22 protein-coding genes are annotated in these 25,474 nt (G+C 69.0%); 4 read left to right on the forward strand and 18 right to left on the reverse strand.

The window, feature by feature from the left end; genetic code table 11:
* The first annotated feature begins 46 nt into the window (after positions 1-46).
* The gene (gene vapB, locus AC07VS_RS04945; RefSeq protein ID WP_492349701.1) at positions 47-280 is read left to right on the forward strand and encodes a type II toxin-antitoxin system VapB family antitoxin; all 234 of its coding nucleotides are present in this window, start codon (positions 47-49) and stop codon (positions 278-280) included.
* A 7-nt stretch (positions 281-287) separates the two neighbouring features.
* Here vapB and AC07VS_RS04950 read toward each other — a convergent pair whose 3' ends face one another.
* The 4 genes from AC07VS_RS04950 to AC07VS_RS04965 form a co-directional block, all read right to left on the reverse strand.
* The gene (locus AC07VS_RS04950; protein ID WP_494750335.1) at positions 288-1,058 is read right to left on the reverse strand and encodes a crotonase/enoyl-CoA hydratase family protein; all 771 of its coding nucleotides are present in this window, start codon (positions 1,056-1,058) and stop codon (positions 288-290) included.
* Between the two features lie 91 nt (positions 1,059-1,149).
* Positions 1,150-1,470 (reverse strand): high-potential iron-sulfur protein, encoded by a 321-nt coding sequence (locus AC07VS_RS04955; RefSeq protein WP_492349703.1) that lies wholly within the window; start codon positions 1,468-1,470, stop codon positions 1,150-1,152.
* A 222-nt stretch (positions 1,471-1,692) separates the two neighbouring features.
* Entirely contained in the window at positions 1,693-2,322 is a 630-nt protein-coding gene (locus tag AC07VS_RS04960; protein WP_494658066.1) for a response regulator, read from the reverse strand.
* Between the two features lie 5 nt (positions 2,323-2,327).
* The gene (locus AC07VS_RS04965; protein WP_494750336.1) at positions 2,328-3,689 is read right to left on the reverse strand and encodes a HAMP domain-containing sensor histidine kinase; all 1,362 of its coding nucleotides are present in this window, start codon (positions 3,687-3,689) and stop codon (positions 2,328-2,330) included.
* 219 nt (positions 3,690-3,908) lie between these two features.
* Between AC07VS_RS04965 and AC07VS_RS04970 the strand changes: the two genes are divergently transcribed.
* Positions 3,909-6,050, forward strand: coding sequence for a TonB-dependent receptor family protein (locus AC07VS_RS04970; RefSeq protein ID WP_494750337.1), 2,142 nt, complete (start codon positions 3,909-3,911; stop codon positions 6,048-6,050).
* A 105-nt stretch (positions 6,051-6,155) separates the two neighbouring features.
* Here AC07VS_RS04970 and AC07VS_RS04975 read toward each other — a convergent pair whose 3' ends face one another.
* Positions 6,156-7,907: a PQQ-dependent methanol/ethanol family dehydrogenase gene (locus tag AC07VS_RS04975; RefSeq protein WP_492350604.1), complete on the reverse strand. Its 1,752-nt coding sequence runs from the start codon at positions 7,905-7,907 to the stop codon at positions 6,156-6,158.
* Between the two features lie 460 nt (positions 7,908-8,367).
* On the opposite strand from AC07VS_RS04975, the gene AC07VS_RS04980 reads away from it, so the two are divergent.
* Positions 8,368-10,467: a 4Fe-4S binding protein gene (locus AC07VS_RS04980; RefSeq protein WP_494750338.1), complete on the forward strand. Its 2,100-nt coding sequence runs from the start codon at positions 8,368-8,370 to the stop codon at positions 10,465-10,467.
* Positions 10,464-11,486 (forward strand): FAD:protein FMN transferase, encoded by a 1,023-nt coding sequence (locus AC07VS_RS04985; RefSeq protein ID WP_492350602.1) that lies wholly within the window; start codon positions 10,464-10,466, stop codon positions 11,484-11,486. The genes AC07VS_RS04980 and AC07VS_RS04985 overlap by 4 nt, the downstream gene beginning before the upstream one ends.
* A gap of 56 nt (positions 11,487-11,542) precedes the next feature.
* Here AC07VS_RS04985 and AC07VS_RS04990 read toward each other — a convergent pair whose 3' ends face one another.
* From AC07VS_RS04990 to AC07VS_RS05050, 13 genes are all read right to left on the reverse strand, one after another.
* A complete protein-coding gene (locus AC07VS_RS04990; protein WP_494750339.1) occupies positions 11,543-14,134 on the reverse strand; it encodes a TonB-dependent receptor in 2,592 nt (863 codons plus the stop codon).
* A gap of 138 nt (positions 14,135-14,272) precedes the next feature.
* Positions 14,273-14,923 carry a response regulator gene (locus tag AC07VS_RS04995; protein ID WP_494750340.1) on the reverse strand — a complete coding sequence of 217 codons (651 nt, stop codon included), beginning with the start codon at positions 14,921-14,923 and terminating at the stop codon, positions 14,273-14,275.
* Positions 14,920-15,882, reverse strand: coding sequence for a histidine kinase (locus AC07VS_RS05000; RefSeq protein WP_492350599.1), 963 nt, complete (start codon positions 15,880-15,882; stop codon positions 14,920-14,922). The genes AC07VS_RS04995 and AC07VS_RS05000 overlap by 4 nt, the downstream gene beginning before the upstream one ends.
* Positions 15,883-15,893: 11 nt before the next feature.
* Positions 15,894-16,883 carry a tripartite tricarboxylate transporter substrate binding protein gene (locus AC07VS_RS05005; RefSeq protein ID WP_494750341.1) on the reverse strand — a complete coding sequence of 330 codons (990 nt, stop codon included), beginning with the start codon at positions 16,881-16,883 and terminating at the stop codon, positions 15,894-15,896.
* Entirely contained in the window at positions 16,880-17,602 is a 723-nt protein-coding gene (locus AC07VS_RS05010; protein ID WP_494658953.1) for a hypothetical protein, read from the reverse strand. The genes AC07VS_RS05005 and AC07VS_RS05010 overlap by 4 nt, the downstream gene beginning before the upstream one ends.
* Before the next feature lie 3 nt (positions 17,603-17,605).
* Positions 17,606-18,100, reverse strand: coding sequence for a hypothetical protein (locus AC07VS_RS05015; RefSeq protein WP_492350596.1), 495 nt, complete (start codon positions 18,098-18,100; stop codon positions 17,606-17,608).
* Positions 18,097-18,708 carry a DUF2135 domain-containing protein gene (locus tag AC07VS_RS05020; protein ID WP_492350595.1) on the reverse strand — a complete coding sequence of 204 codons (612 nt, stop codon included), beginning with the start codon at positions 18,706-18,708 and terminating at the stop codon, positions 18,097-18,099. The genes AC07VS_RS05015 and AC07VS_RS05020 overlap by 4 nt, the downstream gene beginning before the upstream one ends.
* Positions 18,705-19,376 (reverse strand): MotA/TolQ/ExbB proton channel family protein, encoded by a 672-nt coding sequence (locus AC07VS_RS05025; protein ID WP_494750342.1) that lies wholly within the window; start codon positions 19,374-19,376, stop codon positions 18,705-18,707. The genes AC07VS_RS05020 and AC07VS_RS05025 overlap by 4 nt, the downstream gene beginning before the upstream one ends.
* Entirely contained in the window at positions 19,373-20,200 is an 828-nt protein-coding gene (locus tag AC07VS_RS05030) for an ABC transporter permease (protein WP_494750343.1), read from the reverse strand. The genes AC07VS_RS05025 and AC07VS_RS05030 overlap by 4 nt, the downstream gene beginning before the upstream one ends.
* Complete coding sequence (locus AC07VS_RS05035; protein WP_494750344.1) at positions 20,197-21,369, reverse strand: type 1 periplasmic-binding domain-containing protein; 1,173 nt, start codon at positions 21,367-21,369, stop codon at positions 20,197-20,199. Before AC07VS_RS05035 ends, AC07VS_RS05030 begins: the two co-directional genes overlap by 4 nt.
* The gene (locus AC07VS_RS05040; RefSeq protein WP_494658949.1) at positions 21,369-22,352 is read right to left on the reverse strand and encodes a PQQ-dependent catabolism-associated beta-propeller protein; all 984 of its coding nucleotides are present in this window, start codon (positions 22,350-22,352) and stop codon (positions 21,369-21,371) included. The genes AC07VS_RS05035 and AC07VS_RS05040 overlap by 1 nt, the downstream gene beginning before the upstream one ends.
* A 31-nt stretch (positions 22,353-22,383) precedes the next feature.
* Positions 22,384-23,106, reverse strand: a complete 723-nt coding sequence (locus tag AC07VS_RS05045; RefSeq protein WP_492350590.1) for an ABC transporter ATP-binding protein — start codon at positions 23,104-23,106, stop codon at positions 22,384-22,386.
* A 274-nt stretch (positions 23,107-23,380) separates the two neighbouring features.
* Positions 23,381-25,447: a sigma-54-dependent Fis family transcriptional regulator gene (locus AC07VS_RS05050; protein ID WP_494750345.1), complete on the reverse strand. Its 2,067-nt coding sequence runs from the start codon at positions 25,445-25,447 to the stop codon at positions 23,381-23,383.
* Between the last annotated feature and the right edge of the window lie 27 nt (positions 25,448-25,474).

Raw genomic sequence — 25,474 nt, forward strand, 5'->3', positions numbered from 1 at the left:
CATTTAAGGCTGTACAACAGCCATCTGCATTCTTGAGGAGGCAAGCATGACCATCGGCATTGTGATCAACAACAAGCGCACCCAGGTCGTGCGTCTGCCTCAGGACATGCGCCTGCCTGATGGTGTTCGCCAGGTTGCGATACGTGCCAACGGGCAGGAGCGAATCCTGGCGCCTGTGGGGCAATCCTGGGACAGCTTTTTTCTCGGCGGTCACCAGGTGAATGATGATTTTCTACCTGAGCGAGCCAGTCAGCGTCAGCCCGCGCGGGAAGACCTCTGATCAAGCTTTAAAAGCGCCCATGCCGCCCGGCCCCCTGCGCAAACCGGGCCGCACCCGCCTCGCCCTCGGCGGCCACCAGGGGCACGCCCAGGCGGCCTTCCTGGCGCAGCGCCTCGGCCAGCGGCAAATCCCACTGGGCGTAGGCCGAATACCGGTCGGCCAGCATGCATTGCTGCGGAAAGGCCGCGATCTCAAGTGCCAGGGCCTGCGCCACGGCCAGGGCCTGGCCGGGCGGTGTGACGCGGTTCACCAGCCCCATGGCCAAGGCTTCGGCTGCGCCCACGGGGCGCCCAGTCAGGATCAGGTCCAGCGCCCGGCCCATGCCCACCAGGCGGGGCAGGCGCACGGTGCCGCCGTCGATCAGGGGCACGCCCCAGCGCCGGCAGAACACGCCCAGCGTGGCCTCTTCATCGGCCACGCGCAGATCGGCCAGCAAGGCCAGCTCCAGGCCGCCGGCCACGGCATAGCCCTGGATCGCGGCAATCAGCGGCTTGCTCAGCGCCATGCGGGTGGGGCCCATGGGCCCGCTGCCCCCGCCCTCGGGATCGAGTTCGTTGCGCCGTGCCGGGTCGCCGACGGCACTCAGATCGGCCCCGGCGCAGAAATGCCCGCCGGCCCCGGTCAGCACCGCCACCCGCAGCGCGGGGTCGGCCTCAAAGCGTTCAAAGGCTTCGCGCAGTTCGCCGGCCACCACGCCATCGACGGCGTTGCGCTTGTCGGGGCGGTTCAGGGTAATGGTGCAGATCGGGTCGGCGGCTTCATAGCGGACGCAGGGCATGGCGGGTCTCCTCCGGTGTGAAGGCCATGGTAGGCCGCCTCGGGCCGCCCTGCCATGCGTCAAACCCCGAGGCAGGCGCCCGGCGGGCGCTTCAGCCCGGGGCCTTGTTCCAGGCCGAGCACCAGCCGTTGCCAGCCACGTGCTTGCGGCCGAACATGGCGCAGCCACCCCAGTCGTCGGTGGGCTTGCCCTGGTAGAACGAGCAGTTGTGGCAGCGCTGCTGCGGCGTGTGCTGGGCGTATTTCTTGGCATCGACGTGCTTGGTGTCGTGCTTGTAACCCAAGGCCATGGCCTGGTCGCTGGCTTCGTCCACATGGGCGCCGGCCTGGGCCTGGGCGGCTGTGGCGCCCAGGGCGCTGCTGGCGACGGCGAGGTGGCAGATGAACTGGCGGCGGGTGCTGGGTGCGGTCACGGAGGTCTCCTGGTCTGGGTATGGGAATGCCGGACTTTTTGCAACAGACGTGCCAGGCCCTGAAGACGGGGGATCCGGGCGCATCCGCGGCGCTTGGCATGCCCTCTGTGACAGATCTGCCGCCCGATGTGTGCCTTGGGCTTGCCCGAGCCTGTTCCCGGTGTGTCAGCCTGGAGCAGGCGGCCAGGGGCTTTCCCTGGGGCGTGTTGACGGCCTGTGAGGTCAACTGCCCACGTCGATCAGCCCGTGGCGCAAGGCCAGCAGCGTCATCTCGGCCTGGTTGCCCAGGCCCAGCTTCTGTTTCACGTTGTAGAGGTGGGTGCCCACGGTGGAGGCGCTGAGCTTCAGGGCCTCCGAGATCTGGGCCACCGACTGGCCGCGTGCGAGCTGCATGAAGACCTCGAACTCGCGCGCCGACAACTGACCCAGGGGCCCCTGGGGGCCCCCGTCCAGGTCTTGCATGGCCATGCGCTGGGCAATGGCGGCATCCAGGTAGCGTTGGCCGCGGGCGATGCTGCGCAGGGCGTCGATCAAGGCCTCGGGCGCGCTGCGCTTGGACAGGTAGCCCAGGGCCCCGGCCTGCAGGGCGCGGCGCGAGTGGCTGGTGTCCTCATGGGCCGACAGCGCCAGGATGCGCAGCTGCGGCAGGTGTGCCAGCAGCCGCTTGATGGCCTCCAGCCCGCCCATGCCGGCCATCGACAGGTCCATCACCACCACGTCGGGGGCGGCCGCGGCCACGCCCTGGCAGGCCGCCTCGCCGCTGTCGGCCTCGGCCACCACCTCGATGTCGGGTTCGGCCTGCAGCAGCAGCTTGAATCCCATGCGGACCACGGCGTGGTCATCCACCAGCATCACCCTCACGCGCCATCTCCCTTCAGGCCCGCGCGGGGCAGCCGGGCGCGCAGGGCCAGGCCGCCCGTGGGGCGTTGTTCATACACCAGCTCGCCGCCCAGGGCCTGGGCGCGTTCGCGCATGCCGGCCACGCCGTAGTGGCGCGGCGCGTGCAGGTCATCCAGTTGCCCCTGCCCGTCATCGGCGATCCACAGCAGCACGCTCTGTGCCTGCACGGTCACTGCCACCTCGATGTGCTGCGCCTGGGCGTGGCGCAGGGCGTTGGTCACGGCCTCCTGCACGATGCGGTAGGCGGCGCTGGCGGTGGCCTCGTCCAGGCTGTCCAGCGGGCCCTCCAGCCGCAGTGAGAACTGCAGGCCTGGGTGGCTCTGGCGCCAGTCGCCCAGCAGGTCTTGCAAGGCGTCGCCGAGGCCGAAGGGGTCGAGTGCCAGGGGGCGCAGGCGGGCCACCAGCCGATGCATGCCTTCGTAGATGTGGTCGGCACAGCTCAGCACCAGCTGGGCCGACTGGCTCAGGGCTGGATCGCCAGGCCCCAGGCGGCGCTGGATGGTCAGGCCCGCGCTCTTGATGGCAGTGATCTGCTGGCCCAGTTCGTCGTGCAACTCACGGGCGATCGCGCCGCGCTCTTCTTCGATGCGGGCGTGCACCAGTTGGGCCAGCTCGCGGCTCTCGGCCAGGGCCTGGCGCGCTTCCTGGGCGGCGCGTTGGGCCTCGGCCTTGTCCTGCACTGCCTGGGCCATGCGGTTGAAGGCCTGGGCCACCAGGCGCGGCTCGCGGCCCCCTTGCTCGGGCAGGCGGATCGCATAGTGGCCGCCCTCCATGGCGCGCAGGCCTTCGGCCACCTGCTGCAGCGGCTTCAGCGCGCGGCCCATCAAGGCCCACACCGCGGCATTGGCCAGTGCAAAGCCGGCCAGCACCCCGCCCAGCATGGGCAGCAGGTCGTCCCAGCCGTCCAGCACCGCCCGCGAGGGGTCGGCGTACAGCACGATGCGGCCGCTGGGCAAGGCAATTTCTCGGGGGGCCAGGGGGGGTGACACCAGCCGGGTGTACCAGCCCGGGGCCTCGCGTCCGGGCTTGTAGGGGGATGGGGGCGAGCGGTACAGCTGCTGGCCCAGCGCATCGAAGAGCTGGATGTCGTTGGCGCGCACCCGGCCCACGCCATTGAGGAACTCGCGCATGCCGTCCAGGCCGCCGTAGCCATACACCCAGTTCACCCGGCCCAGCAACTGGCTGGCCACCACGTTGGCACCGTCCACCTCGTCGCGCACGCTGCGCCGGGTGTTGTCGATCTGCAGGCCCACCAGCAGCGAGGCCATCAGCCCCAGCAGCACGGTGATGATCAGGTTCACTTGCAGGCGCAGGCTCATGGGGGGGCGCTCCGGGCGGGGCAGGGGGCGGGGTTCGGCATATCGCTGATGCTAGCGCCCATGGACACCCGGGTTTGCCCGTAGCGGTGGCCGTTTCATGAAAATCATGAGCCCCAAATGCAGATCTCACCGATGGCGTCGGGGGCGCCGATTGCGCACACTGGGTTCCGATGCAGCGGGCTGTCTCCGCTGCGTGGCCTTCACCGATTGCTGAACCCCATGTCCTCTCTTTGCCAGCCCCCTCATTTTCTTGTGCCCTCCCGATTCCGTTGCACGGCCACGGCCGGTGCCGCCCTGTGCTGTTGCCTGTTGGCGGGCGGCGCCGCCGCGCAAAGCCTGTCCGATGTGGTGGTCTCGGCCAGCCGCGCCGAGCAGAAGATCATGGACACCGCGGCCTCGGTCAACCTCGTGTCGCGTGATCAGATCCAGGAGGGCCAGGCCCAGGCCAACCTGTCGGAGTCGCTGGTGCGGGTGCCGGGCCTGTACGCGCTGAACCGCCAGAACTACGCGCAGGACCTGCAGATCTCCTCGCGCGGCTTTGGCGCCAACTCCACCTTCGGCGCGCGCGGCCTGCGCATCCTGGTGGACGGCATCCCTGGCACGGTGGCCGACGGCCAGGGCCAGATCTCGCACATCGACCTGGCCTCGGCCGACCACATCGAGGTCTTGCGCGGGCCGTTCTCGGTGCTGTATGGCAATGCCTCGGGCGGCGTGATCAGCGTCTTCACCGAAAAAGGCCAGCCCGGCCTGCAGCTCACGCCTTACTTCGAAACCGGCTCCTATGGCCTGCGCAAGTACGGCCTCAAGGCCACGGGCGAGCAGGACGGCATCAACTACGTGCTCAACACTGGCAAGCTCGAGAGCACCGGCTACCGCCAGCACAGCGCGGCCACGCGTGACAACACCAATGCCAAGCTGGGCTTCACGCTGGCCACCGGCACCCAGGTGCAGCTGGTGGCCAACCAGGTCGATCTGAGCGCGCAAGACCCGCTGGGCCTGACCGCGGCCCAGTTGCAGCAGAACCGCACCCAGCCCGGCAACTTCGCCCTGGCCTATGACACCCGCAAGACGATGCGCCAGACGCAGGGCGGCATGGTGCTCACCCACGCCTTCGATGCCAGCAACACCCTGGTGATCTCGCCCTACTACGGCGAGCGCAAGACCCAGCAGTTTCTCGCCGGCTCGGCGCTCACCGGCCTCACACCGGCCAACAACGGCGTGATCAACCTGGCCCGCACCTTCTATGGCCTGGACCTGCACTGGCAGCAGAAGACCGCACTGGCCGGCCTGCCCCTGCAATGGGTGGCCGGGCTGGACAGCAACCGCAACAACGACCGCCGCCTGACCGCCAACAACGTGGCTGGCCAGGCCCAGCCCAGCACGGCCACCAACCAGGACCTGAGCCAGTACGCCAGCAACCTCGACACCTACCTGCAGGCCGAGCTGCGCCTGGGCGAGCGCGACACCGTGAGCGCGGGCCTGCGCCACTCCAGCACCGAGCTGGGCTCGCAAAGCAACAACAAGCAGCCCGGCACCGGCCTGAGCCGCTTCCGCGCCACCACCGGCATGCTGTCGTGGCAGCACTACCTGCGCGACGACACCAATGTCTATGTCTCGTATGGCAGCGGCTTTGACACCCCCACGCTGAACCAGCTGGCCTACACCCCGGCCGCGCTGATCAACCCCAGCGTGGCCAACACCGGCAACTTCAGCCTGCAGGCGGCCAGCACGCATCAGATCGAACTGGGCCTGAAGACCGAGCTGGCCCAGGGCGTGCGCGGGCAGGCCGCGGTGTTCTCGTCCAAGACCCGCAACGACATCGTGATCGCCGCCAGCAACAGTGGCCGCACCGCCTTCATGAACGCGCCGCGCACCAGCCGCCAGGGCTTCGAACTCAGCCTGGCGGCCGAGCTGCCGTGGCAGCTGCGCTCCAACACCGCGCTGAGCTTTCTCAGCGCCACGGTCGACCAGGCCTACACCAGCTACGCCGCCGCCACCCCGGTGCTGATCGCCGCCGGCCGGCGTCTGCCGGGCGTGCCTGGGCGCAGCCTGTTCACCGAACTGGTCTGGCAAAAGCCCGACAAGGCCTGGGAGGCCGGTGTCGAGGCGCGCCTGGTGGGCAACATGGCCGCCTCCGATGCCAACACCGCGTTCGCGGGCGGCTACGGTGTGCTCAATGCCCGCGTGGTGGCCCGCCAGCAAGTGGGGGCCTGGCAGCTCACCGAGTTCCTGCGGGTCGACAACCTGGCCGACCGGGCCTATGTGGGCTCGCTCATCGTCAACCAGGCCAACAGCCAGTTCTACGAACCGGCGCCGGGGCGCAACTGGGTGATGGGCGTGAAGGCCGTGCTGAAGTTCTGAGGCGGATCGATGATGTCCCGCCTGTGTGCCCATGAAAAAAGCCGCGGCGGGCCCCGGAGATCGGGGCCCGCCGCGGCGCGCAGGCTAAAGCGGTGTCAGCGCTGCTTACTTGATGTCAGACAGCTTGAACACCCACACGCTGCCACCTTGCTCCAGGAAGTTCACGCGCTTGGCGACATCGCCACCCCACAGCGGCACGGCGCCGCCCCAGCCCGAGACCACGGCCACGTACTGCTGGCCATCCTTCTGCCAGGTGACCGGGGGGGCCACCACGCCCGAGCCGGTCTGGAACTGCCACACCACCTTGCCGGTCTTGGCATCGGCGGCCTTCAGGAAGCCTTCGGGGGTGCCCCAGAACACCAGGTTGCCGGCGGTGGTCATCACGCCACCCCACAGCGGGGCGTTGTTCTTGACTTCCCACACGATCTTGCCGCTCTTCGGGTCCACCGCGCGCAGGGCACCGATGTAGTCCTCGTTGAGTGGCTTGATGGTGAAGCCGGCACCCAGGTAGGCGGCGCCCTTCTTGTAGGCGATGGGCTCGTTCCAGATCTCCATGCCCCATTCGTTGGACGGCACGTAGAACATCTTGGTGTCCGGGCTGTAGGCCATGGGCATCTGGTTCTTGCCGCCCAGGAAGCCTGGGGCGGCGAACACGGCGCTGCCCTTCTTGCCGTCCGCCCCGGCGGTCGGATCGCCCGGGCGGTTTTCGGGCACGAAGTTCGGGCGGCCGGTCTTCAGGTCGATGCCGTTGGCCCAGGTGGTCTTGCGCACGAAGGGGAAGGCATTGATCAGTTTGCCGGTGGTGGCGTCGTTCACATAGAAGTAGCCGTTGCGGTCGGCCTTGCCACCCACGCGCTTGCCGTCCATGTCGAAGGTGATGAACTCGTTCACCCCGTCGAAGTCCCAGGAGTCATTCGGCGTGTTCTGGTAGTGCCACTTGATCTGGCCGGTCTTCACGTCGATGGCGACGGTGGAGCTGGAGAACAGGTTGTCGCCTTTGCGCAGGTGGCTGTTCCAGGGCGCGGGGTTGCCGGCGCCGAAGTAGGCCAGGCCCGTGCGCTTGTCGTAAGTGCCGCCCAGCCAGGTGGCCGCGCCGCCGGTTTTCCAGAGGTCGCCGGGCCAGCTTTTGTTGGTCTCGCCCGAGATGCCGTTTTCGATGGCCTTGCCGTCCTTGTCGTAGGTGTAGCCCATGTGGCCTTCCACGGTGGGGCGGGTCCAGACCAGGCGACCGGTCTTGGGGTCGCGCGCTTCGACGCGGCCCACCACACCGAACTCACCGCCCGACACGCCGGTCAGCAGCAGGCCGTTGGCCACGATGGGGGCGGCCGTGGCCGAGTAGCCGGCGTGGTAGTCGTCGATCTTTTCCTTCCAGACCACGTCGCCGCTGTCCTGGTTCAGGGCCACCAGTTGGGCGTCCAGCGTGGCAAAGATCACCAGGTTGTCAAACAGGGCGGCGCCGCGGTTGACCACGTCGCAGCAGGGCATGATGCCTTCGGGCAGGCGGTGCTCGTATTTCCAGAGCTTCTGGCCGGTGGCGGCGTCCAGCGCGTAGATGCGCGAGTACGACGCCGTGACGAACATCTTGCCGTTGTGGATCACCGGCTGTGATTCCTGGCCGCGCTGTTTTTCGCCCCCGAAGGAGAAGCTCCAGGCCGGCACCAGGCGCTTCACCGTGTCGGTGTTCACCTGCTTGAGCGGCGAGTAGCGCTGCCCTTCCGTGCCCAAGCCCCAGGTCAACACCTCTTTGGTGTCTGTGGCGGCGTTGTCCACCATCTCCTGCGTCACCACGGCATGCGCTGCCTGGTTGCCGACGCCCATGCCCACGGCCATCAAAGCGGCCAACAATTTCAGTTTCATCTTGATCTCCTCGTTGTACTCATCCTGGGTGAAACGACATGTACCCGGCGGCCTTCTCCGCAATATGCGTACCAGTCTTTTCAGGCCTGGCGGCCAGCCCCTCGGGCTCGGTGGAAACCCGGAGGGCGCAGGCCCGAAACCTGCAATGAAGAACCCCATTGCCGGTCGGGCCAAGACCCAGGAATGCGGGATTTTTTCCCTTGCGGTGCGGGGTTTTCGGGGGCTTTCACTCAGGGGTGAAGGCCTGGACCGGTGAGGGGCTGCAACGATGCCGGCAAGGTGCGGTGCAGCGTGAATCCGAGCCCCGCGAGGGCTCCGTGAATACCCGGAGAGCTGTACCAGAATGAATCGATGGCCTTGTCGCGACTGTTGCAGTCGTCCGCGTGTCACAAGCGCTGCTGTGGGCCCGTCCCGCTCCGTGAAAACCCGGGGTCGCGTGGCGTGCCTGGGCGGGTGGGCGATGCTGCTCGCCCTGTGCCTGTGGGCCCTGGCTGGCCTGGCCCAGGCCGGCGTGATGGACCGGGCCGCGATGGAGAAGGCCTTTCCTTCGCCGCTCATCGTCGGCGAGAAGGCCAGTGACCTGCCGGTCTGGCCCCTCCTCAAACAGGACGCCACCGCCACCCCCGTGGTGGCCTATGCCTTCGAGTCAATCGACCTGGCGCCCTTGCCCGGCTTCTCGGGCACCCCGTTCAACCTGCTGGTGCTGCTCGATGCCAAGGGCCGCTTCATGGATGTGCGCGTGTTGTCTCAACACGAGCCGGTGTTTCTGGACGGCCTGGGCGAGGCCCCCATGCATGCCTTTGTCGAGCAGTACAAAGGCCTGTCGCTGACGCAGAACATCCGCATCGGCGCGTCGCAGGGCCGGGGTGATCGGTTGGGCAGCAACGTCAGCATCGACGGGGTGGCCAAGGCCACGGCCTCGGTGCGCATCCTGAACCAGTCGCTGCTGTCGGCCTCACTGAAGGTGGCGCGCGCCCGCCTGGGCTTTGGCGAGGGGCGCGACCCCGATCTGATCGCCCACATCCGCCCCGGCGTGTTCCAGCCGCTTGATTGGGCTGGCCTGCAGAAGGCCGGTCTGGTGGCCAGCCGGCGCTTTCTCAACCGCGACATCGAGCAGGCCTTTGCCGGCACCGTGGGCGAGGGCCAGGACCCGCAGGCCCTGGCCAGCCCCGATGAGCGCTTTGTCGACCTGCACTTTGCCTGGCTCAGCGTACCGGCCGTGGGGCGCAACTTGTTGCCTCCCCTGGGCTGGGAGACCTTGAACCGGCTCCTGGAGCCGGGCGACCACGCGCTGCTGTTGCTGGCCGACGGGCGCTATTCGATGCTGGGCGAAGATTTTGTGCGGGGTGCCGTGCCCGATCGCCTGACCCTGCAACAGCAGAAGTTGCCGCTGGAGATGCGCGATCTGGATCTGGACCTGAAGCTTCGATTGCCGGCGTCTTTGCAGGGGGCCGAGTGGCGGGTGTTCCGCGTCATCGGTGCAGCCGGGCTGGACCCGGCCCAGCCGCTCGATTTCGGCCTGCAGGTCACGCGCAGCAAGGGCGCCATCTACCCCGAGAAGGTGCGGCGCAGCTTTGACTTCAGCGTGCGCCTGCCCGAGGCCTACGTGGAGGCCGGCGCCAGCGACAGCAAGACCTGGCACAGCATCTGGATCAGCGGCGCCTGGGAGCTGGCGGTGCTGGCCCTGGCGCTGGCCGTGCTGGCGGTGGTGCTGAGTCGGCCCGAGCGCCTGAGCCGCCACCCCCAGCGCCTGCGCTGGTTCCGCAATGGCTACCTGCTGTTCACCCTGGGCTTCATCGGCTGGTTTGCCCAGGGGCAGCTGTCCATCGTCAACCTGACGGCCTTGCTGCAGGCGCTGCTGGCGCGACGCAGCCTGGACTTCTTCCTCTACGACCCCATGACGGTGTCGCTGTGGGCCTTTGTGCTGGTGAGCCTGGTGCTGTGGGGGCGCGGCACCTTCTGCGGCTGGCTGTGCCCCTTTGGCGCCTTGCAAGACCTGAGCAGCCAGCTGGCGCGTCGGCTGGGCCTGCGCGCGCGCCGGGTGCCCGAGCGTTGGGACCGGCGCCTCAAGCGGGTCAAGCACGCGGTGCTGATCGTCATCCTGATCAGCGCCTGCCTGTCGGTCACCTGGACCGATCGCCTGGTGGAGGTTGAGCCTTTCAAGACCAGCATCACGCTGAACTTTGTGCGGGCCTGGCCCTATGTGCTGTGGGCACTGGCGCTGGTGGGCTTCGGTGCCTTCTTCTACAAGGGCTACTGCCGCTACCTGTGCCCGCTGGGGGCGGGCATGGTCTGGCTGGGGCGGCTGCGCCGCTTCGACTGGATCGCCCGGCGCAGCGAGTGTGGCCAGCCCTGCCAGCGCTGCCGCAGCGATTGCGCCTACCAGGCCATCGAGCGCCCGGGCCAGGTGGACTACGACGAGTGCTTTCAGTGCCTGGACTGTGTGGTGATCTACGAGAGCGACAGCCTGTGTGTGCCGCGCATCCAGCAACAACGCCAGGCGGGCAGCGCCCGAGTGATCCCGCTGCAACCGATCCCGATTCAGGAGGAGACAACATGAACAAGCGCGTTTTCTTGCAGACCAGCCTGGGGCTGGGGGCCACCGGCATGTTGGGCCGGGCCTTTGGCACCGAGCGGCGGGCGCCGCGCCGCTTTGCCAGCGACCTGGCCCTGGAGGGGCTGGTCTGGCGCGACCGCTCGATGGTGGCGCTGGGCACGGTGCTCTCGCTGCGGGTGGCACACCGCGAGGCCGTGATGGCCGAAGCCGCGCTGGACGCGGCGGTGGCCACGCTGCGCCACATCGAATCGCAGATGAGCCTGTTCCAGCCCGACAGCGCGCTGCGCCGCCTGAACCGCAGCGGGCGTTTGCGCCAGCCCGATCCCGACCTGCTGCAAGTGCTGCAGCTGGCCCAGCAGGTGTCGGCGCGCAGCCAGGGCAGTTTCGATGTGACGGTGCAGCCTCTGTGGGAGGCCTTCGAGGCGGCCGGCCGCGAGGGCCAGTTGCCCAGCACCCAGGCGGTGTCGGAGGCGCGTGCCAAGGTCGACTGGCGCCAGTTGCAGCTGGATCCGCGGCAGATCAGCCTGGGCGTGCCGGGCATGGCCGTCACACTCAACGGCATTGCCCAGGGCTACGCGGCCGACCGGGTGCGTGCCACCTTGCGCGAGCACGGCATCGAGCATGCGCTGATCAACACCGGCGAGTGGGCCGCGCTGGGCCGGCCCAATGCGCAGCGCAGCTGGGTGCTGGGCATCGCCAACCCGCGCGACGAAAGCGCCATGCTGACCCGGCTGGCCCTGGGGGGGCGTTGCATCGCTACCTCGGCCGACAACCAGACCACCTTCAGCGCCGACCGCCGGCACCACCACATCTTCGACCCCCACACCGGTTACTCGCCCACCGGGCTGGCCGCCGTCACCGTGGCGGCCTCGTCGTGTGCGCTGGCCGACGCCCTGACCAAGGTGATGTTCGTGGCCGGTTTCGAAGGCGCCCTGCAACTGGCTCCGCAGTGGGAGGTGGACGTGCTGGTGGTCGACAAGGCGGGTCGCTGGCAGGCCACGCCGGGATTGGTGCAGGTGTGATCCTGCGCTGGTGCCGTCGATGCCTGGTTGCGCTCACCGTGGCATCGCTCTGACCGTCACTTTTTGGCGCCGCCCCCAAAGGTATACGTCAAGCTCACCCACAGGGCGCGCGGTGCGGCCGGGGTGATGAACTGCTGGCTGGCCAGGGTGTAGACGCTGCGCAGGCCCGACATGCCGTAGGTGGCGTAGGGCTTGTTCAGGGCGTTGCTGAGCTGGGCGTTGAGTTGCAGCTCCGGGCTCAGGCGCCAGTGGGCGTCGAGGTTGAGCACGCCGTAGCCCGGCACCGTGCCGCCCGGGGTCTGGTTGCTTTCATTGCCGTGGGCGATCTGCGCGCCGGCCAGGATCAGCTGGCTGCCCAGCAGCAGGCTGGGGCTGGCCTGCCAGGCGGCGCGCAGCTTCAGGGTCTGGCGGGCGATGCCCGGGATCCGGTTGCCGCTGACCACGTTCTGGCCGCTGGCTGTGGTGAAGGCGGAGCGGTAGCTGGCGTCGACCCAGCCATAGTTGGCCGACAGGGACAGGTCTTTGAGGCGGGTCTGCGCGCCCAGGTCCAGCCCGCGGCGCTCGGTGTTGCCCACGTTGGCAAAGTACCCCAGCGAGGAGGAGGTGGCGATGAACTGGATGTCGTTGCTCAGCCGGGTGTCATAGACCGCCGCATTCCAGTGCCCCTGGGGGCCGAAACTGCCGCGTGCGCCCAGCTCCACCGTCTTGGCCACCACGGGCTGCAGGTCGGGATCGCCATTGAAACCGGTGGGCAGCGCGCAGGGGCTCTTGGGGTCGGCGCACGAGAGTTCGATCGAGGTCGGCGCCCGCATCGCTTCGCTGTACTGGCCGAACACCCCGGTGCTGCGGTCCAGCTGGTAGTTGAAGCCGAACGAGGGGTTGAAGCGCTGGTAGTGGTGCTTGCCATACAGGCTGTGCGATTCGGGGCCCGCCACGGCCCCGGCCGGGATGCCATTGGCCGAGCCCTTGACCCCGCTGGCCGTGCTGTTCGAGTATTGGTAGGCGCCGAGGTAGGCCGGGTTGTAGTAGCTGACCCCACTGACCGCATCGGTCCAGCTGTAGCCACCATCGTCGTTGAGGTACTGCTTGCTGGCGCCGCTCTGGTTGAGGACGGTGGCATTGAAGCTGCCGGCGGCCGTCAGGCTCAGGCGCTCATTGGCCTGCAAGGTGTTGCTCAGGTAGGTGCTGAACTGGTGGGTGGTGGAGACCAGGTTCACTGAACCCAGCAGGTTGGAACCACTGAAGCTCAAGGGGTTGCTGGCCGAGGGGGCCTTGCCATCGGCGGTGAAGCCGTAGGTCTGGTTGGGTGTTTCCACGGTCTGGTAGTCGACCAGGCGGGCCAGGGTGCGGGTCTGGTCGTAGGTGATGCGCGCGCTGTCCCAGCTGGCACCGATCTGCAGCGTGTTGTCGCGGCCCAGGCGTTGCTGGAAGTCGGACCACTGCACGCTGCTGCCCCAGCCCTGCTGCCGGGTCAGCGATTCGACCACACTGGTGTTGATGCTGCTGCTCCAGCGGGCAAAGCCCAACCCCTGGGCGGCGGCCGAGGTGACGGCATTGGTGGCCGTGCCGTTGGGGGCCTTGTTGCCGCATTTGGGGCTGCCCCCCGACAGGGCCAGGCTGCCATCGTCGTTGAGGCAGCCGTCGTCGAGCTCGGCATTGCTGTTCACGTTGCGGCTGCGCCCCTGGCGCAGGTAGAACTGAGCACTGAGCTGCTGCTCATCGCTGAGCCAGTGGCTGCCCTTGAGCTTGGCCATGAACAGCTGGTTGGCCGTGCTGTCGGGCCAGGTGTAGGCGGCGCCGGGGTTGGCCATCATGTCCATGGGCAGGGCCTGGGTGCCCTTGAGCACGGTGTCGGCCGCGGTCAGCGACAGCTCCAGGCGCGTCTTGCCGCCGTTGCCGCGCCAGCGGGTCTTGCCGAACAGCTGGCGCACCTCTGAGCTGGAGTGGCTGCGAAAGCCGGCCTGCTGGTCCCAGTTGCCGGCGATGAAGTGGTCGGTGCCCAAGGCCGCGTCGGCCCAGCCGGTCTCAAAACGCAGGGCCTTGCGCTGGAACGAGCCGGCCAGGGCCGTGAGGGAGGTGCCCGCGTTGTCCTGGCCGTTCTTGGTGTTCACCACCAGGGCCCCGCCCAGGGTATTGAGCCCGAACAGGGGGTTGGAGCCCGGCAGCACGTCCACGCCCGCGATGGCGTTCATGGGGATCAGGTCCCAGTTGACGATGGAGCCGAAGGGCTCGTTCATGCGCACGCCGTCAAAGTAGACCGACAGGCCCACCGGCGCCCCCAGCAGGGACGAGGCCTGGAAGCCGCGGTAGTTCACATCGTTCTGGTAGGGGCTGCCGCTGCCATTGCTCACGCTGACCGAGCCCAGGCTGTTGTTGAGCAGCTCGGCCAGGTTGCTTGCGTCCTGGGCTGCGGCCTCCTGGGCGGTGACCTTCTGGGCATTGGCTGGAAATTGGGCCAAGGGCACCCCGATGCCGTCGATGGGGGTGCTGCCCACCACCTCGACGGTGCTCAGCTGGGCCAGCTCCAAGGTGTCGGCGGCCCAGGCCAACGATTGAAAGCCGAGGGCGCACAGGGCCGAGGTCAGCACGCGCAGGCGCAGGGGGCGAGCGGCAGGAAGGGGGCGTTGGGGCAGGCACTGGGTGTTCACGGTGGATCTCTTGGTGGGGCCTTGGGGCGCTCGCCTCATGGAAAACGGCGGGCGCCAAGCGGGTTGTCTCCAGTGCTGAAAGTTAGCGCCGTGCACGCTGGCAGCCCAGGGAAAAATTCCCGCGCTGCACCCCGGGCCTCAGACGGCGCTGGCCGTCATGGCGCCAGGGATCAGGCCCTGCCGCAGCGCCAGGTGCACCAGCGCGGCCGAGGTGCTGACCTGCAGCTTTTCTTTCACCAGGGTCTGCACATTGGCCACGGTCTTGGGGCTGAGCTTGAGCAGCTCGGCGCATTCCGCAGCGCTGCGCCCTTCGGCCAGCAGGCGGAACACGCTGAACTCGCGCGAGCTCAGGCTGGCGAGCTGGTCATCGCAGGGCGCGGCCTCGCGCAGCAGGCTGGCCGGCAGGTCGGGGCTCAGGTAGCGCTGGCCCTGGCGCAGCGTGCGCACCGCCGCGATCAGGCTCTCGGGCTCGGCGTTCTTGCTGACAAAGCCGCGCGCCCCTTCCTGCAGGGCGCGTCGCACCACGTGGGGCGAGTCGTGCATGCTGAACACCAGCACGCAGGCGTCGGGCTGGCGGGCCCGCATGCGGCGCAGCGCATCCAGCCCGCTGGCGCCGGGCAGCGAGAGGTCGGTGATGCTGAGGTCGGGTTGCTCGCGCACAAAGGCGGCGTAGCCGCTGTCGGCGTCGGCGCATTCGGCGACCACCCGCAGATCGCTTTCCTGCTCCAGCAGGCGGCGGTAGCCGGCACGCACCACGGGGTGGTCGTCGATGAGCAGGATGCGGATCATGCGGCGTGCTCCGCGGGCAGGGTGACGTGGATGCGCAGTCCGCCCATGGCCGCGCTGTCGAACTGCAACTGGCCGTGCAGGGCGGCCACGCGTTCGCGCATGCCGGCCAGGCCGAAGCCCGTGCGGGGCGGGGCCGAGTCTTCATCGTTGGCCGCGCCGGGCAGGCCGCAGCCGTTGTCTTCGATCTGCAGCTGCAAGGGCTGGTCGGGCCACTGGGCGGCCTGCAGGTGCACGCAGGCTTCGTCGGCCCCGGCATGGCGGGCGATGTTGGTCAGGCCCTCCTGCACCAGGCGGAACAGGGTCACGGCCACGGCATCGTCCAGCGGCTGTTCGGGCAGTTGGGTCTGCAGCCGGCAGGCCAGGCCGGTCTGCGCCTCCCAGCCCTCGCACAGCTCGTGCAGGGCGGCCTCCAGGCCCAGGCTGTCCAGGCTGTGCGGGCGCAGGCGCACCAACAGCTCACGCACCAGGCCGTACAGGTGCTCGGCGCTGCGGGCGATGCGCTGCGCGCCCTGGCGCACGGCCTCCGGTGCTTCGGGGCGGTTGAGCAATCGGGCCTCGATGCGGATGGCCGTGCAGCCCTGGCCGAACTCGTCGTGCAGTTCGCGCGCGATGCTGCGCCGCTCGGCCTCCTGCACCCGGATCAACTGGCGTGCCAGGTGCTGGTTGTGGGTCAGCAACTCGGCAATGCGCTGCTCAGCCGCCTCACGCTCGGCCAGCATGGCCTGCAGTTCGCGCAGGCGCCGTGCGGCAAACCACACCAGGCCCAGCGACAGCAGCAGCAGGCCGAGCGGCCATTCGTCGAGCTGCCAGCGTTCGTGGCGTTCGGCAAAGCGCGAGAAATGCTCGAACCAGTTGCCTTGCACCGAGGCGACCCAGCCCAGCAGCACGCAGGCGCCCATGCCCAGCAGGTCACGCCGCCACGGTGGCCCACGGTGCACGGATGGTTTGTCGTTGGGCATCCCGGACCTCCTCAGGCGTTGGGGGCGATCAGGCCCTGGCGCTCGGCCTGGCGGCGCTCCAGGGCATAGGCCTGGGCCATGGCCCGGCCGTAGTCGGCCGGGCCCAGGTAGGCGGGCTCTTGGTCGTACTTGGCCAGCTCGGCCAGGTGGCGCGGGTGGAACAGCGCGGCCTTGAAGGCCGCGTGCAGGCGTTGCACCAGCTCGGGCGCCATGCCACGCGGCCCCACCAGGCCGTAGGGCGAGGTGGCCACGATGGGGTAGCCCAGCTCTTTGAGGGTGGGCACCTGGGGCCAGCGGTGGGTGCGGGTGTCGCCAAAGGTCACCAGCAGGCGCAGGCGCCCGCTGTCCACATAGGGCGCGAAGCCGTTCGAATTGACGCCCACCATCACCTGGCCGGCGGCCACGGCCAGCATCTGCTCGGCCGTGCCCTTGTAGGGCACGTGGATGTAGCGCAGGCCCTGTTCGGTCAGCAGCTCCTCCATCACGACATGGGGCGTGGTGCCGTTGCCATTGGTGGCCACCGAGAGTTCGCCCGGGTGGTTGCGCGCAAAGTCGAGCAGGTCGCCCAGGTGGCGCAGCGGGCTGTGGCTGGCCACCAGGATGCCGAAGGTGACCCCGCTGATCTGGATCAGGGGCGTGGTGTCGCGAATCGGGTCCCAGGCCACTTTCTGCAGAAAGGGGATGCGGAAGACCGGCTGCGGCATCTGGGCCAGCACGCTGCCGTCGGGGGCCGCCTGTTGCAGCAGGGGCATGGCCAGGCTGCCGCCCGCACCGGGCCGGTTCTCGATGATGATCTTCTGGCCCAGTTGCTGGCCCGCCAGCTCGGCCAGCATGCGCAGCGTGACATCGGTGGCGCCGCCGGCGGGCCAGGGCACATAGAGCGTGATCACGCCGGGGTTGCCGGGCTGGGCCTGAGCGGACTGGCTGGCCAGCAGGGGGCACAGCGCCGCCAGCAAGGCTTGGCGGCGAGAGAAGGCGCTGGGGACGGGGGCGGGGCTCATGGCCATGATTGCAGGTCCAGGGTCAGGGTGCCGCCGGTGACAAAGCTGGAGGCGGTGTGTTCGTCGCGGCTCAGGCGCACCAGGCCGACGCCGGGGCAGTACCACTCGCGGGTGATCAGGGGCAGGTCTTTCCAGCCCGAGGCGGCATCCACATACAGGTGCAGCGCGGCCACGCCCTGCACGCGCAGGCAGTGCTCGAATCGGCCGGCCGCCGTGTCCACGGCCTCGTCGGTGGCCTCGATGCGGTAGACCATGGGCACGGCCGGGTGCGTGTGGCGGATCTCGGGCGGAAACTGCTGGGCCCGCTCCAGCAGGTAGGGGGCGGTGTCGGCTTGCCAACTGGTGCCCACGCTCAGCGGCTGCTTGAGCACATAGCGCCGGCTGGCGTCGGGGGTGTAGAACTCATCGAGGTCGAAGCGGCTGGCCACCCGGTAGACGCCGCTGTCGTCACTGCGCAGCCAGTAGTGCATGCCGTCGTCGCTGTGGCGGTGCCAGGTGGGGGCGTCGTCCAGGGTTTCCTGCCCCAGGTTGTCCAGGCGCAGGCTGCGTTGCGTGCGCTGGCCGTTGTCGCGTTCGGTGGTTTCGGTGTAGGTCCAATGGCGGCCGCTGTCCAGGGGAAAGAAGTCCTGGCTGGCGGGCGTGCGGCTGCAGCCTGCCAGCAGCATGGGCAGGACCAGGGCGCAGCAGATCAGCCAGGCGGGAGCGCGGTGCAGCGACATGGCTCACTTCTCCGGCAACTGCGGCTTGGGCATGTCGCGCAGCTTCACCACCTGCTCGTCGCTGCCCGGGCGCAGCCACGACAGGCCGGGGCGGCCGCGTTGTGGCTCCAGCGTGCCGAGCTGGCTCACGCCTTCACGCACCTTTTTCAGCGAGTCGTTGAGCAGGGCGTGCAGGTCCTTGGTGTAGGGCAGGCGGTAGGCGCGGGGCTGGGGCAGGGGGTGGCCGTTTTCGACCGCGTTCACCCACAGGTAAAGGGCGCCGGGGTTGCGCTGGGTGGGCTCTTCGATCACCGCGGCCAGCAGCTGGAAGCGCTCGGGCAGCCGGTTGGGGCTGGGCCAGCCGGCGATGTTGTTCACCTCGTCGTGGGCGAAGAAGTAGAAGACGGTCACACCCAGCAGCAGCGCGGCCTTGAGCCAGGCCGGCCAGTGCGACCAAAGCAGGGCCAGGGCACACAACAGGGCCAGCACGGCGGCGCCGAGTTCGATGGCGAGGGTCATAGGCGTTCCACCAGGGTCTTGGGCAGGTTGTTGATGTGGGCCACGCTGCCGTCGGGCAGCAGCGTGAAGCGCACGGCGGTGACCTCGTCGCCGGGGCGCATGAGCTTCAGGGTGCCGTAGAACACCACCTCGGCGCGCGGGTTGACCTTGAGCACCGAGACGGTGGCATCCACCGGCTGGCCGTTGCGGGTCTCGTAGTACTGCAGGTTGACCGTGTACTCGCCCGGGGCGATGCCGCGCAGGGTGACCACCTCCTGGTTCAGGGGGTTGACCACCTGGCGGCCATTGACGGTGATGACGTCGTTGGACATGCCTCGGTCGTCGCGGTCCAGGTGCATCAGGCCGGCCTCCCGGTTGCGGAACCAGACCAGCTTGCCGCCCGGGTCCTGCACCCAGGTGTCGAGGTCGTTGGGGTTCAGGTCGGGCCAGGACACGGTGATCACGTACTCGGCCTTGGACGGGATGTCGCCGGCCTTCAAGGCCTTGGGGTTCATCACCAGCAGCGCGATCAGAAAGCAGAACACGAAGGCGATCAGCATGTTGAACAACATGTCGTAGAAGGGGTCGACCTCGTGTTCGCGCGCTTGGCGCCGGTGGCGCTGGCTCATGGGGCCGCCGCCTGGCCCAGGGTCAGCCCGTGTCGCTGGCAATCGGCCACCAGGCGATCGGCATAGCGGTCCAGCCGCGTCAGCTGCAGGCCCAGCACGATGTTGGCGACCAGGCCCACCATGGTGGTCAGCAGGGCCACGCCCAGGCCGGTGGTCAGGCTTTTCAGCAGCTCGCTGGACTGGCTGGCGTCCAGGCTCTGCAGCTGGCCGATGTTCAGGGCCAGGATGCAAAAGCCGATCACCTTGCCCAGCAAGCCCAGCTTGAGCTGGATGCCATTGACCCACCAGGCCGTGCCGTGCGGGCCGTGGCTGTGCTCCAGCAGCACTTCCAGCGCCGTGGCGGCATCGCCGCCGGGTTGACGGCTGGCCTGCCAGTACTCATGGGCCCAGCCCTGGCCGGTGCTGCCGGGGCGCAGGCTGGCCTCCAGGGCCTGGCGCTGGGCCTGCAAGGCCCTGGCGCGGCTGCCGCACCAGGCGGTGCTGCAGGCAAACACGGCCACGATGATCAGGGTCAGGCCGGTGGGGTCGGCATGCAGCAGCAGGGCCCACACACCGCGCACACCGAGCAGCCAGGTGCCGAACACCAGCAACCCGCCCAGGGCCAGCCACTCAAGCCACAGCGGCTCGACCACGGCCGGGCCGCGGCGCAGGGGGCGCCACGGGCTCATGCACCACCCCCGCGCTTGCTGAGCGCGCCGAAGCCGCGCTGCGGGTCGTAGCCCCAGCAGGCCAGCACAAAGCACAGCGCGCCCGTGCCCAGCACCACCCAGGGCGAGGCGCCCGCGGCCTGCCCGTAGAAGGCGAAGCGGATCCATTCCACCGCATGGGTGAAGGGGTTGAAGCGCGCCACCTGGTACACCCATTCGGCGCCTGACTCCTGCAGCTTCCACAGGGGGTACAGGGCGGTGGACATGAAGTACATCGGAAAGATGACGAAGTTCATGGTGCCGGCGAAGTTCTCCAGCTGCTTGATGTGCACGCTCAGCAGCAGGCCCAGCGCGCCCAGCATCAGGGCGGCGCTGGTGCTGGCCAGCAGCACGGCCGGCAGTTGCGGGCCCCACAGCGGCAGCGGGGTGCCCAGGGCCCAGGCGATCAGCACAAAGCACAGGGCCTGCAGCAGCGACAGCGCCGCGGTGGCGGCCAGCTTGCAGGCCAGCACCCACCAACGCGGCAGCGGGGCCACCAGCAGCAGGCGCATCAGGCCCATCTCGCGGTCATAGACCATGGCCAGCGAGGACTGCATGCCGTTGAACAGCATCACCATCCCGATCAGGCCCGGGGCGATGTAGACGTCGTAGGGGATGTAGGTGGAGTAGGGCTCGACGATGGAGACGCCGAACACATTGCGAAAGCCTGCGGCAAACACCGCCAGCCACAGCAGCGGTCGCACCAGGGCCGAGGCCAGGCGCCCGCGCTGGCGCGAGAACTTGAGCAGCTCGCGCCAGACGATGGCGCGCATGGCCTGCAGAAGGTGGCGCAGTGACAGGTTCATGGCTGCCCCTTGCAGCGTTTCTCGGGCTCGTCGGCGCCCAGGGTGTCCAGCACATTGCGCGGGTGCAGCACGCCTTCGGCCGGGGCCTGGGCCTGCACCCCCTGACCATCGCTGAGCAGCAGCGGTTGGCGCAGTTGCCGGTCCCAGGGGCGAAACTGCAGGGCCACGCCCTTGGCGCCGTCCACACTGACCGTGCCCAGGGCCTGGCGCAGGGCCTGGGGATCGGCCTGGCGCAAGGTGAGCGCCGCATTGGCCAGGGCGCGGCCCGCCACCCAGCCGGCCCAGTCGGTGGCTTGCATGGCCCGCCCGGTGGCTTTCTGAAAGCGGCGCGACAGTTGCGGCGCGCCATAGCGTTCGTATTGGGCCTGCCATTCCAGGGCCACCACGCCGCCGTCGCCGACCACCGGGCGCGGGCTGGCCGTGTTGAAGGGCAGGCTGCGGGCAAACTCGCCATCGCTGTCCACCACCCAGACCACGTCGTAGGCCAGGCCGCCGGTCAGCAGCAAGGGGTTGGCGAGCTGGCGCTCACGCGGATCGGTGGAGAGTTTGAAGGGGCGCTGCGCCACCAGCTTGAGGCCGTAGCGCTGGATCGCCTGCTGGGCGACCTCGCTGCGCACCGCGTCGTCGGGGGCGTTGCCGCTGAGCAGCAGCACCTGGCTCCATTTGCGGCTGGCCAGGGCCTGGGCCAGGGCGTCGGCACGCATGCGTTCGCTGGCAATCAGGTGGAACAGCTGGGGTTGGCAGTCGCGTTCGCGCAGGGCCTGGTCGCGCGCGCCGAGGTTGAGCACCGGCAGCTTGACCACCCCCGCCACGGCGCGCACCCAGTCGGCGGGCAGGTCCAGCAGCAGGGCCTGGGCGCCGGCCTTCTCGGCCTTGCGGGCGGCCTCGCGGGCGGCCTCCAGGCTGGGGCTGGCGTCGGTCTGCAGCTTGAGCGTGGTCTGGGCGGCCTGGGTTTCAAACTGGGCGTCTTCCAGGCCGAGGGCAATCGCGGCCTTGAGTGAGCCGCCGCTGTGGCCGGGGTAGGCACGTTCGAAGGGCTGGCGCTGCCAGGCAGGCGGGTCGGCCTGTTCTATCAGCATGAGGTTCCAGGCCGCGGCCTGGCTGGCCGTGGCGACCAGGCCCAGGGCGATCGCCAGCAGCGGGCGGTGCAAAGTGCGGGCGGTGCTCATCAGTACAGCACCACGGTGTGGGGCACGCGCCCAACGGGCACGCTTTTGAGGGCCCGGGCCGCCTTCACGTCGACCACGGTGAGGTCGTCCGACAGGCCGTTGACCACGTACAGGCGGGATTCGTCCTGGCTCAGGGCCAGGCCCCAGGCGCGCCGGCCCACCAGCACGCGCTCGGTGATCTGGCGGCTGGCCACATCGATGAAGGCCACATGGTTGGCCCGCCCCATGGCCACGAAGGCGCGTTGGCCGTCGTGGCTGATCAGCAGGCCCACCGGGGTGATGTCGCTGGCGCGGGCGCCTTTCAGGTCCAGCGTCAGGGTGTGGATGAGCTTTTGCTCGGTCGTCGAAATGATGCTGATGCTGGCGCCCAGCTCGTTGGTGACCCACAGCTCCTTGCCGTCCGGGGTCAAGGCCATGCGGCGTGGGCGTTGGCCCACGGCAAGGGTCTTGACGAGCTTTCGGCTGGCGGTGTCGATCACGTGCACGCTGTTGGCCACCTCGGAGGCCACGTACACGGTCTTGCCGTCGGCCGAGACCTTCACGCCCTCGGGTTCACGGCCCACCGGCACGCTGGCCACGAGCTTGCGGCTGGCCAGGTCGACGATGCTGAGGGCGGCATCGTCCTCGTTGGACACGTAGAAGGTGCGCCCGTCAGGCGAGAGGTCGAAGATCTCGGGGCTGTCGCTCAGGGGAACATGCTCCACCGACTTGAGGCTGCGCATGTCGATCACATCGGCCGCAGCACTGTCGCTGCAGGCCACCAGCAGTTGCTGCCGGTTGGCGCTGAGCTGCATGTGGCGCGGGCGCTTGCAGGTCGGGATGGGCGCTTGCAGCTGCAGGTCGGCCAGGCGGATCACCGTGATGGCGTTGTCCTTTTCGCTGGACACCAGGGCCAGGGTCTGGGCGAGGGCGGCGCCGTGCAGCAGGCCGGCCAGGGCCAGGGCCGCAAGCCAGCGGGTGGAGGAGTGCAGAGAGTGGGGCATGGCGGTTCAGTGGCAGAGGGCAGGGCGGCGTTCAGCCGCGGGCGGCGGTGCGCCGGATGAAGCCGGCCTCCAGGGTGTCGGCGCCCAGGGCCTGGGTGACTTCGGCCGGACTGCCGTCGGCCACCAGCCGGCCCTGGTGCAGCACCAGCACGCGGTCGGCCTGGGCGGCTTCCTCGACCCAGTGGGTGGCCCACAGCACGCAGGTGCCGCGTTGGGCCACGTCCTGGCGCACGGTGCGCAGCAGGTCGTGGCGTGAAGGGGGGTCCAGGCCCACGGTGGCCTCGTCCATCAGCAGCAGGCCGGGGCGGTGCAGCAGGGCGCGCACCAGTTCGACCTTGCGCCGGGTGCCGCCCGAGAGCTCGCGCACCGGGCGGTCCAGGTCTTTGTCCAGGCCCAGGCCGGCGGCATCGCTGGCGATGCGTTCGCGGCACAGGGCGCGTGGCAGGCCATGCAGGTCGCCATGGAACAGCAGGTTCTGGCGCACGCTCAGGTCCAGGTCGAGGGATTGCTGTTGAAACACCACGCCGATGCGCGCCAGCGCGCGGGTGGCGGCATGGCGCAGGTTCAGGCCATCGACTTCGATGTCGCCGCCGTCGGGCATGAACAGGCCGGTGAGCAACTGGAACAGGGTCGACTTGCCCGCGCCATTGGGCCCCAGCAGCACGCAGAACTGGCCGCGGGCCAGCGTCAGCCCGAGTTGGTCGAGGGCCTGGCGGGAGCCGTAGCTTTTGCTGAGGTGGCGCACGGAGAGCATGGCAGGGTGAGGGTCGGAACAGGCGGATCGCCGATGCCGTGGTTCTGCAAAGCCCGTGCCGAAATGGGTTGTCAGGTGCCTCGCTAGGGGTTTACAGGGGGGGCGGTGCCCTCAGGGGCACTGTGTCAGCCCAGAACAGGGGCGATTCGGGCGTGCCGGGGCGCGCGGTCCCTGTCGTGTGGTGTCCTGCAACGGTGTTGCAGATCCGAGGTGTGACACCGGTGCGCCATCGGTGTCACGGCCGGCCCTGGTTTTCCCGGGGGGCACTGGGGGCTCAGGCGGGGCGGTCGCCCACGGACTTGAGCTTGCGGTAGATGGTGTTGCGGCTGATGTTGAGCCGCTTGGCGGCTTCGGTGACATTGCCGTTGCAGGCGGCCAGGGTCTGGCGGATGGTGCTGAGCTTGAGCTCGTGCAACACATCGCCCAGCGAGGCCGTTTCGCTGCCGCCGGCGGCCTGGGTCGGCAGGCTTGGGGCGGCGGTGGCGGCCTGGGCGGGCTGGCGCTGGCTGCGGGCGCTGCTCAGGTCTTCCAGGAAGTCCATGGGCAGGTGCACCCGGGTGATCTCGCGGTCGGTGCCGGCCATCACGCAGGCGGTGCGCAGCACGTTGTGCAGCTGGCGCAGGTTGCCGGGCCAGGCATGGGCCTCGAACTCGGCCAGCAGTTCTTCGCTGATGCCCAGCGGGTGTTGGGGCGAGAGCTGGCTGATCAGCCGCCGGCACACCGCGCGCAGGTCGGTGCGCTCGCTCAGGCGGGGCAGGCGGACGGCCAGGCCGTTGATGCGGTAGTAAAGGTCTTCGCGAAACTCGCCGCGCTCGATCATTTCGCGCAGATTGCGGTGGGTGGCGCAGACCAGGTTGATGTCCACGTCATGGGCCTTCTGCCCGCCCAGCGGCACCACCTTGCGTTCTTGCAGCACGCGCAGCAGGCGGGCCTGCAGCGACAGCGGCATGTCGCCGATCTCGTCGAGGAACAGGGTACCGCCGTGGGCCTGCAGCAGCTTGCCCGCCGAGCCGCGTCGCTTGGCGCCGGTGAAGGCGCCTTCCTCGTAGCCGAACAGCTCGGACTCGATCAGGGTTTCGGGGATGGAGGCGCAGTTCACGGCCACAAAGGCCTGGTCCTTGCGCTGGCTGGCACCGTGCAGGGCCGAGGCCAGCACCTCTTTGCCGGTGCCGGTCTCGCCCAGGATCAGGATCGGGATGTCGCGGTCGAGCACGCGACGCACCTGATCGACCACCTGGGCCAGGCGGGCATCGCCGCGGGCCAGCTCGTTCAGGTCGGGGGCGTGGCGCGCGGCGGTGGCTGCGCGCGAGCTCGCGGGCGCGGGCACGGCCTCCGGGGCCGGGCTGGTCGGTGTGGCGTGGGCACGGGCCTCGTTGGCGCGAGGCTGGCCGAAGTGGAAGTGCTGCCCCAGCGAGGCATCGTTGCACTGGGCCCGGGCGTAGAGCATGCGGCCATCGGGCAGGCGCATCTGCAAGGGGGCCATGCTGTGGCTGCGCAAGCGGTCCATGAGGGCGCCGAAGTCCATGCCGAACACCACGCGCACGCCCTGGATGCGGGCCGCCGCGCTGCTGGTGCCCAGCAGTTGCAGGCCGGCGCGGTTGACGCCGAGGATCTTGCCGTCGGCCCCCAGCGCGATCACGCCCTCGACCATGGTGCCGATCAGTTCGGGCCGGAAATGGAAATGCAGGCGTAGGTTGCGGCTGAAGTTGTCGCAGAACCAGTAGTTCTCGATGGTGCGGGCCGCGACCCGCACCAGGGCCATGGTGTGGGGGTGGAAGCTGCCGTGCTCGCCGGTCACATCGAGCACGCCGATCACACCGCCGGAGTGGTCCATGATGGGCGAAGCCGAGCAGGTGAGCACGTGGTTGGACTGGATGTAGTGCTCGTTGGCATGGACGAAGATGTCTCGCTCGGTGACCAGGGCGGTGCCGACCGCATTGGTGCCCTTGGCCGCCTCGGACCAGCTGACCCCGGGGCGCAGCGCCACCCGTTCAGCGAAATCGACCGAGCCACTGTGGCCGGCCGACATCAGGATGGTGCCCTTGTCGTCGGCCAGGCACACGATGTTGCCGGTGCCGCTGACCTGCTCCAGCAGCATCTCCATCACCGGCAGGGCCTGGGCCTGCAGCCGGGCGCAGCGCTCCTGGGCCAGCTTGAAATCGGCCAGGGTTTCCATCGAGTAGTCGATGTGGTCTCGCGGGTTGAGGCCCAGCTCCAGGCAGCGATCGTGCGAATCGCGAATGACGCTTTCGTGGGGTTCGGCCAGGGTGACCAGGTCGCTGTTCATCGTGGCGCGCACAGGGGCAAAGCTGCGCAGCTCGTGAGGCACAAGGGGTTTCATCGCATTTGTCTCCTGCAGCCCTGGGGG

The organism is Curvibacter sp. GW821-FHT01G03 (assembly GCF_059422285.1).

Bases quoted from the DNA above. Each gene is read 5' to 3' on its own strand.
- AC07VS_RS05050 (WP_494750345.1), bottom strand. From the start codon at position 25,447: ATGAAACCCCTTGTGCCTCACGAGCTGCGCAGCTTTGCCCCTGTGCGC.
- AC07VS_RS05040 (WP_494658949.1), bottom strand. From the start codon at position 22,352: ATGCCCCACTCTCTGCACTCCTCCACCCGCTGGCTTGCGGCCCTGGCC.
- AC07VS_RS05020 (WP_492350595.1), bottom strand. From the start codon at position 18,708: ATGAGCCAGCGCCACCGGCGCCAAGCGCGCGAACACGAGGTCGACCCC.
- AC07VS_RS04985 (WP_492350602.1), top strand. From the start codon at position 10,464: ATGAACAAGCGCGTTTTCTTGCAGACCAGCCTGGGGCTGGGGGCCACC.
- AC07VS_RS04970 (WP_494750337.1), top strand. From the start codon at position 3,909: ATGTCCTCTCTTTGCCAGCCCCCTCATTTTCTTGTGCCCTCCCGATTC.
- vapB (WP_492349701.1), top strand. From the start codon at position 47: ATGACCATCGGCATTGTGATCAACAACAAGCGCACCCAGGTCGTGCGT.
- AC07VS_RS04975 (WP_492350604.1), bottom strand. From the start codon at position 7,907: ATGAAACTGAAATTGTTGGCCGCTTTGATGGCCGTGGGCATGGGCGTC.
- AC07VS_RS05025 (WP_494750342.1), bottom strand. From the start codon at position 19,376: ATGAGCCCGTGGCGCCCCCTGCGCCGCGGCCCGGCCGTGGTCGAGCCG.
- AC07VS_RS05030 (WP_494750343.1), bottom strand. From the start codon at position 20,200: ATGAACCTGTCACTGCGCCACCTTCTGCAGGCCATGCGCGCCATCGTC.
- AC07VS_RS04980 (WP_494750338.1), top strand. From the start codon at position 8,368: ATGCTGCTCGCCCTGTGCCTGTGGGCCCTGGCTGGCCTGGCCCAGGCC.
- AC07VS_RS05005 (WP_494750341.1), bottom strand. From the start codon at position 16,883: ATGAGCCCCGCCCCCGTCCCCAGCGCCTTCTCTCGCCGCCAAGCCTTG.
- AC07VS_RS04960 (WP_494658066.1), bottom strand. From the start codon at position 2,322: ATGCTGGTGGATGACCACGCCGTGGTCCGCATGGGATTCAAGCTGCTG.
- AC07VS_RS05035 (WP_494750344.1), bottom strand. From the start codon at position 21,369: ATGAGCACCGCCCGCACTTTGCACCGCCCGCTGCTGGCGATCGCCCTG.
- AC07VS_RS04965 (WP_494750336.1), bottom strand. From the start codon at position 3,689: ATGAGCCTGCGCCTGCAAGTGAACCTGATCATCACCGTGCTGCTGGGG.
- AC07VS_RS05015 (WP_492350596.1), bottom strand. From the start codon at position 18,100: ATGACCCTCGCCATCGAACTCGGCGCCGCCGTGCTGGCCCTGTTGTGT.
- AC07VS_RS05000 (WP_492350599.1), bottom strand. From the start codon at position 15,882: ATGCCCAACGACAAACCATCCGTGCACCGTGGGCCACCGTGGCGGCGT.
- AC07VS_RS04950 (WP_494750335.1), bottom strand. From the start codon at position 1,058: ATGCCCTGCGTCCGCTATGAAGCCGCCGACCCGATCTGCACCATTACC.
- AC07VS_RS04995 (WP_494750340.1), bottom strand. From the start codon at position 14,923: ATGATCCGCATCCTGCTCATCGACGACCACCCCGTGGTGCGTGCCGGC.
- AC07VS_RS05045 (WP_492350590.1), bottom strand. From the start codon at position 23,106: ATGCTCTCCGTGCGCCACCTCAGCAAAAGCTACGGCTCCCGCCAGGCC.
- AC07VS_RS05010 (WP_494658953.1), bottom strand. From the start codon at position 17,602: ATGTCGCTGCACCGCGCTCCCGCCTGGCTGATCTGCTGCGCCCTGGTC.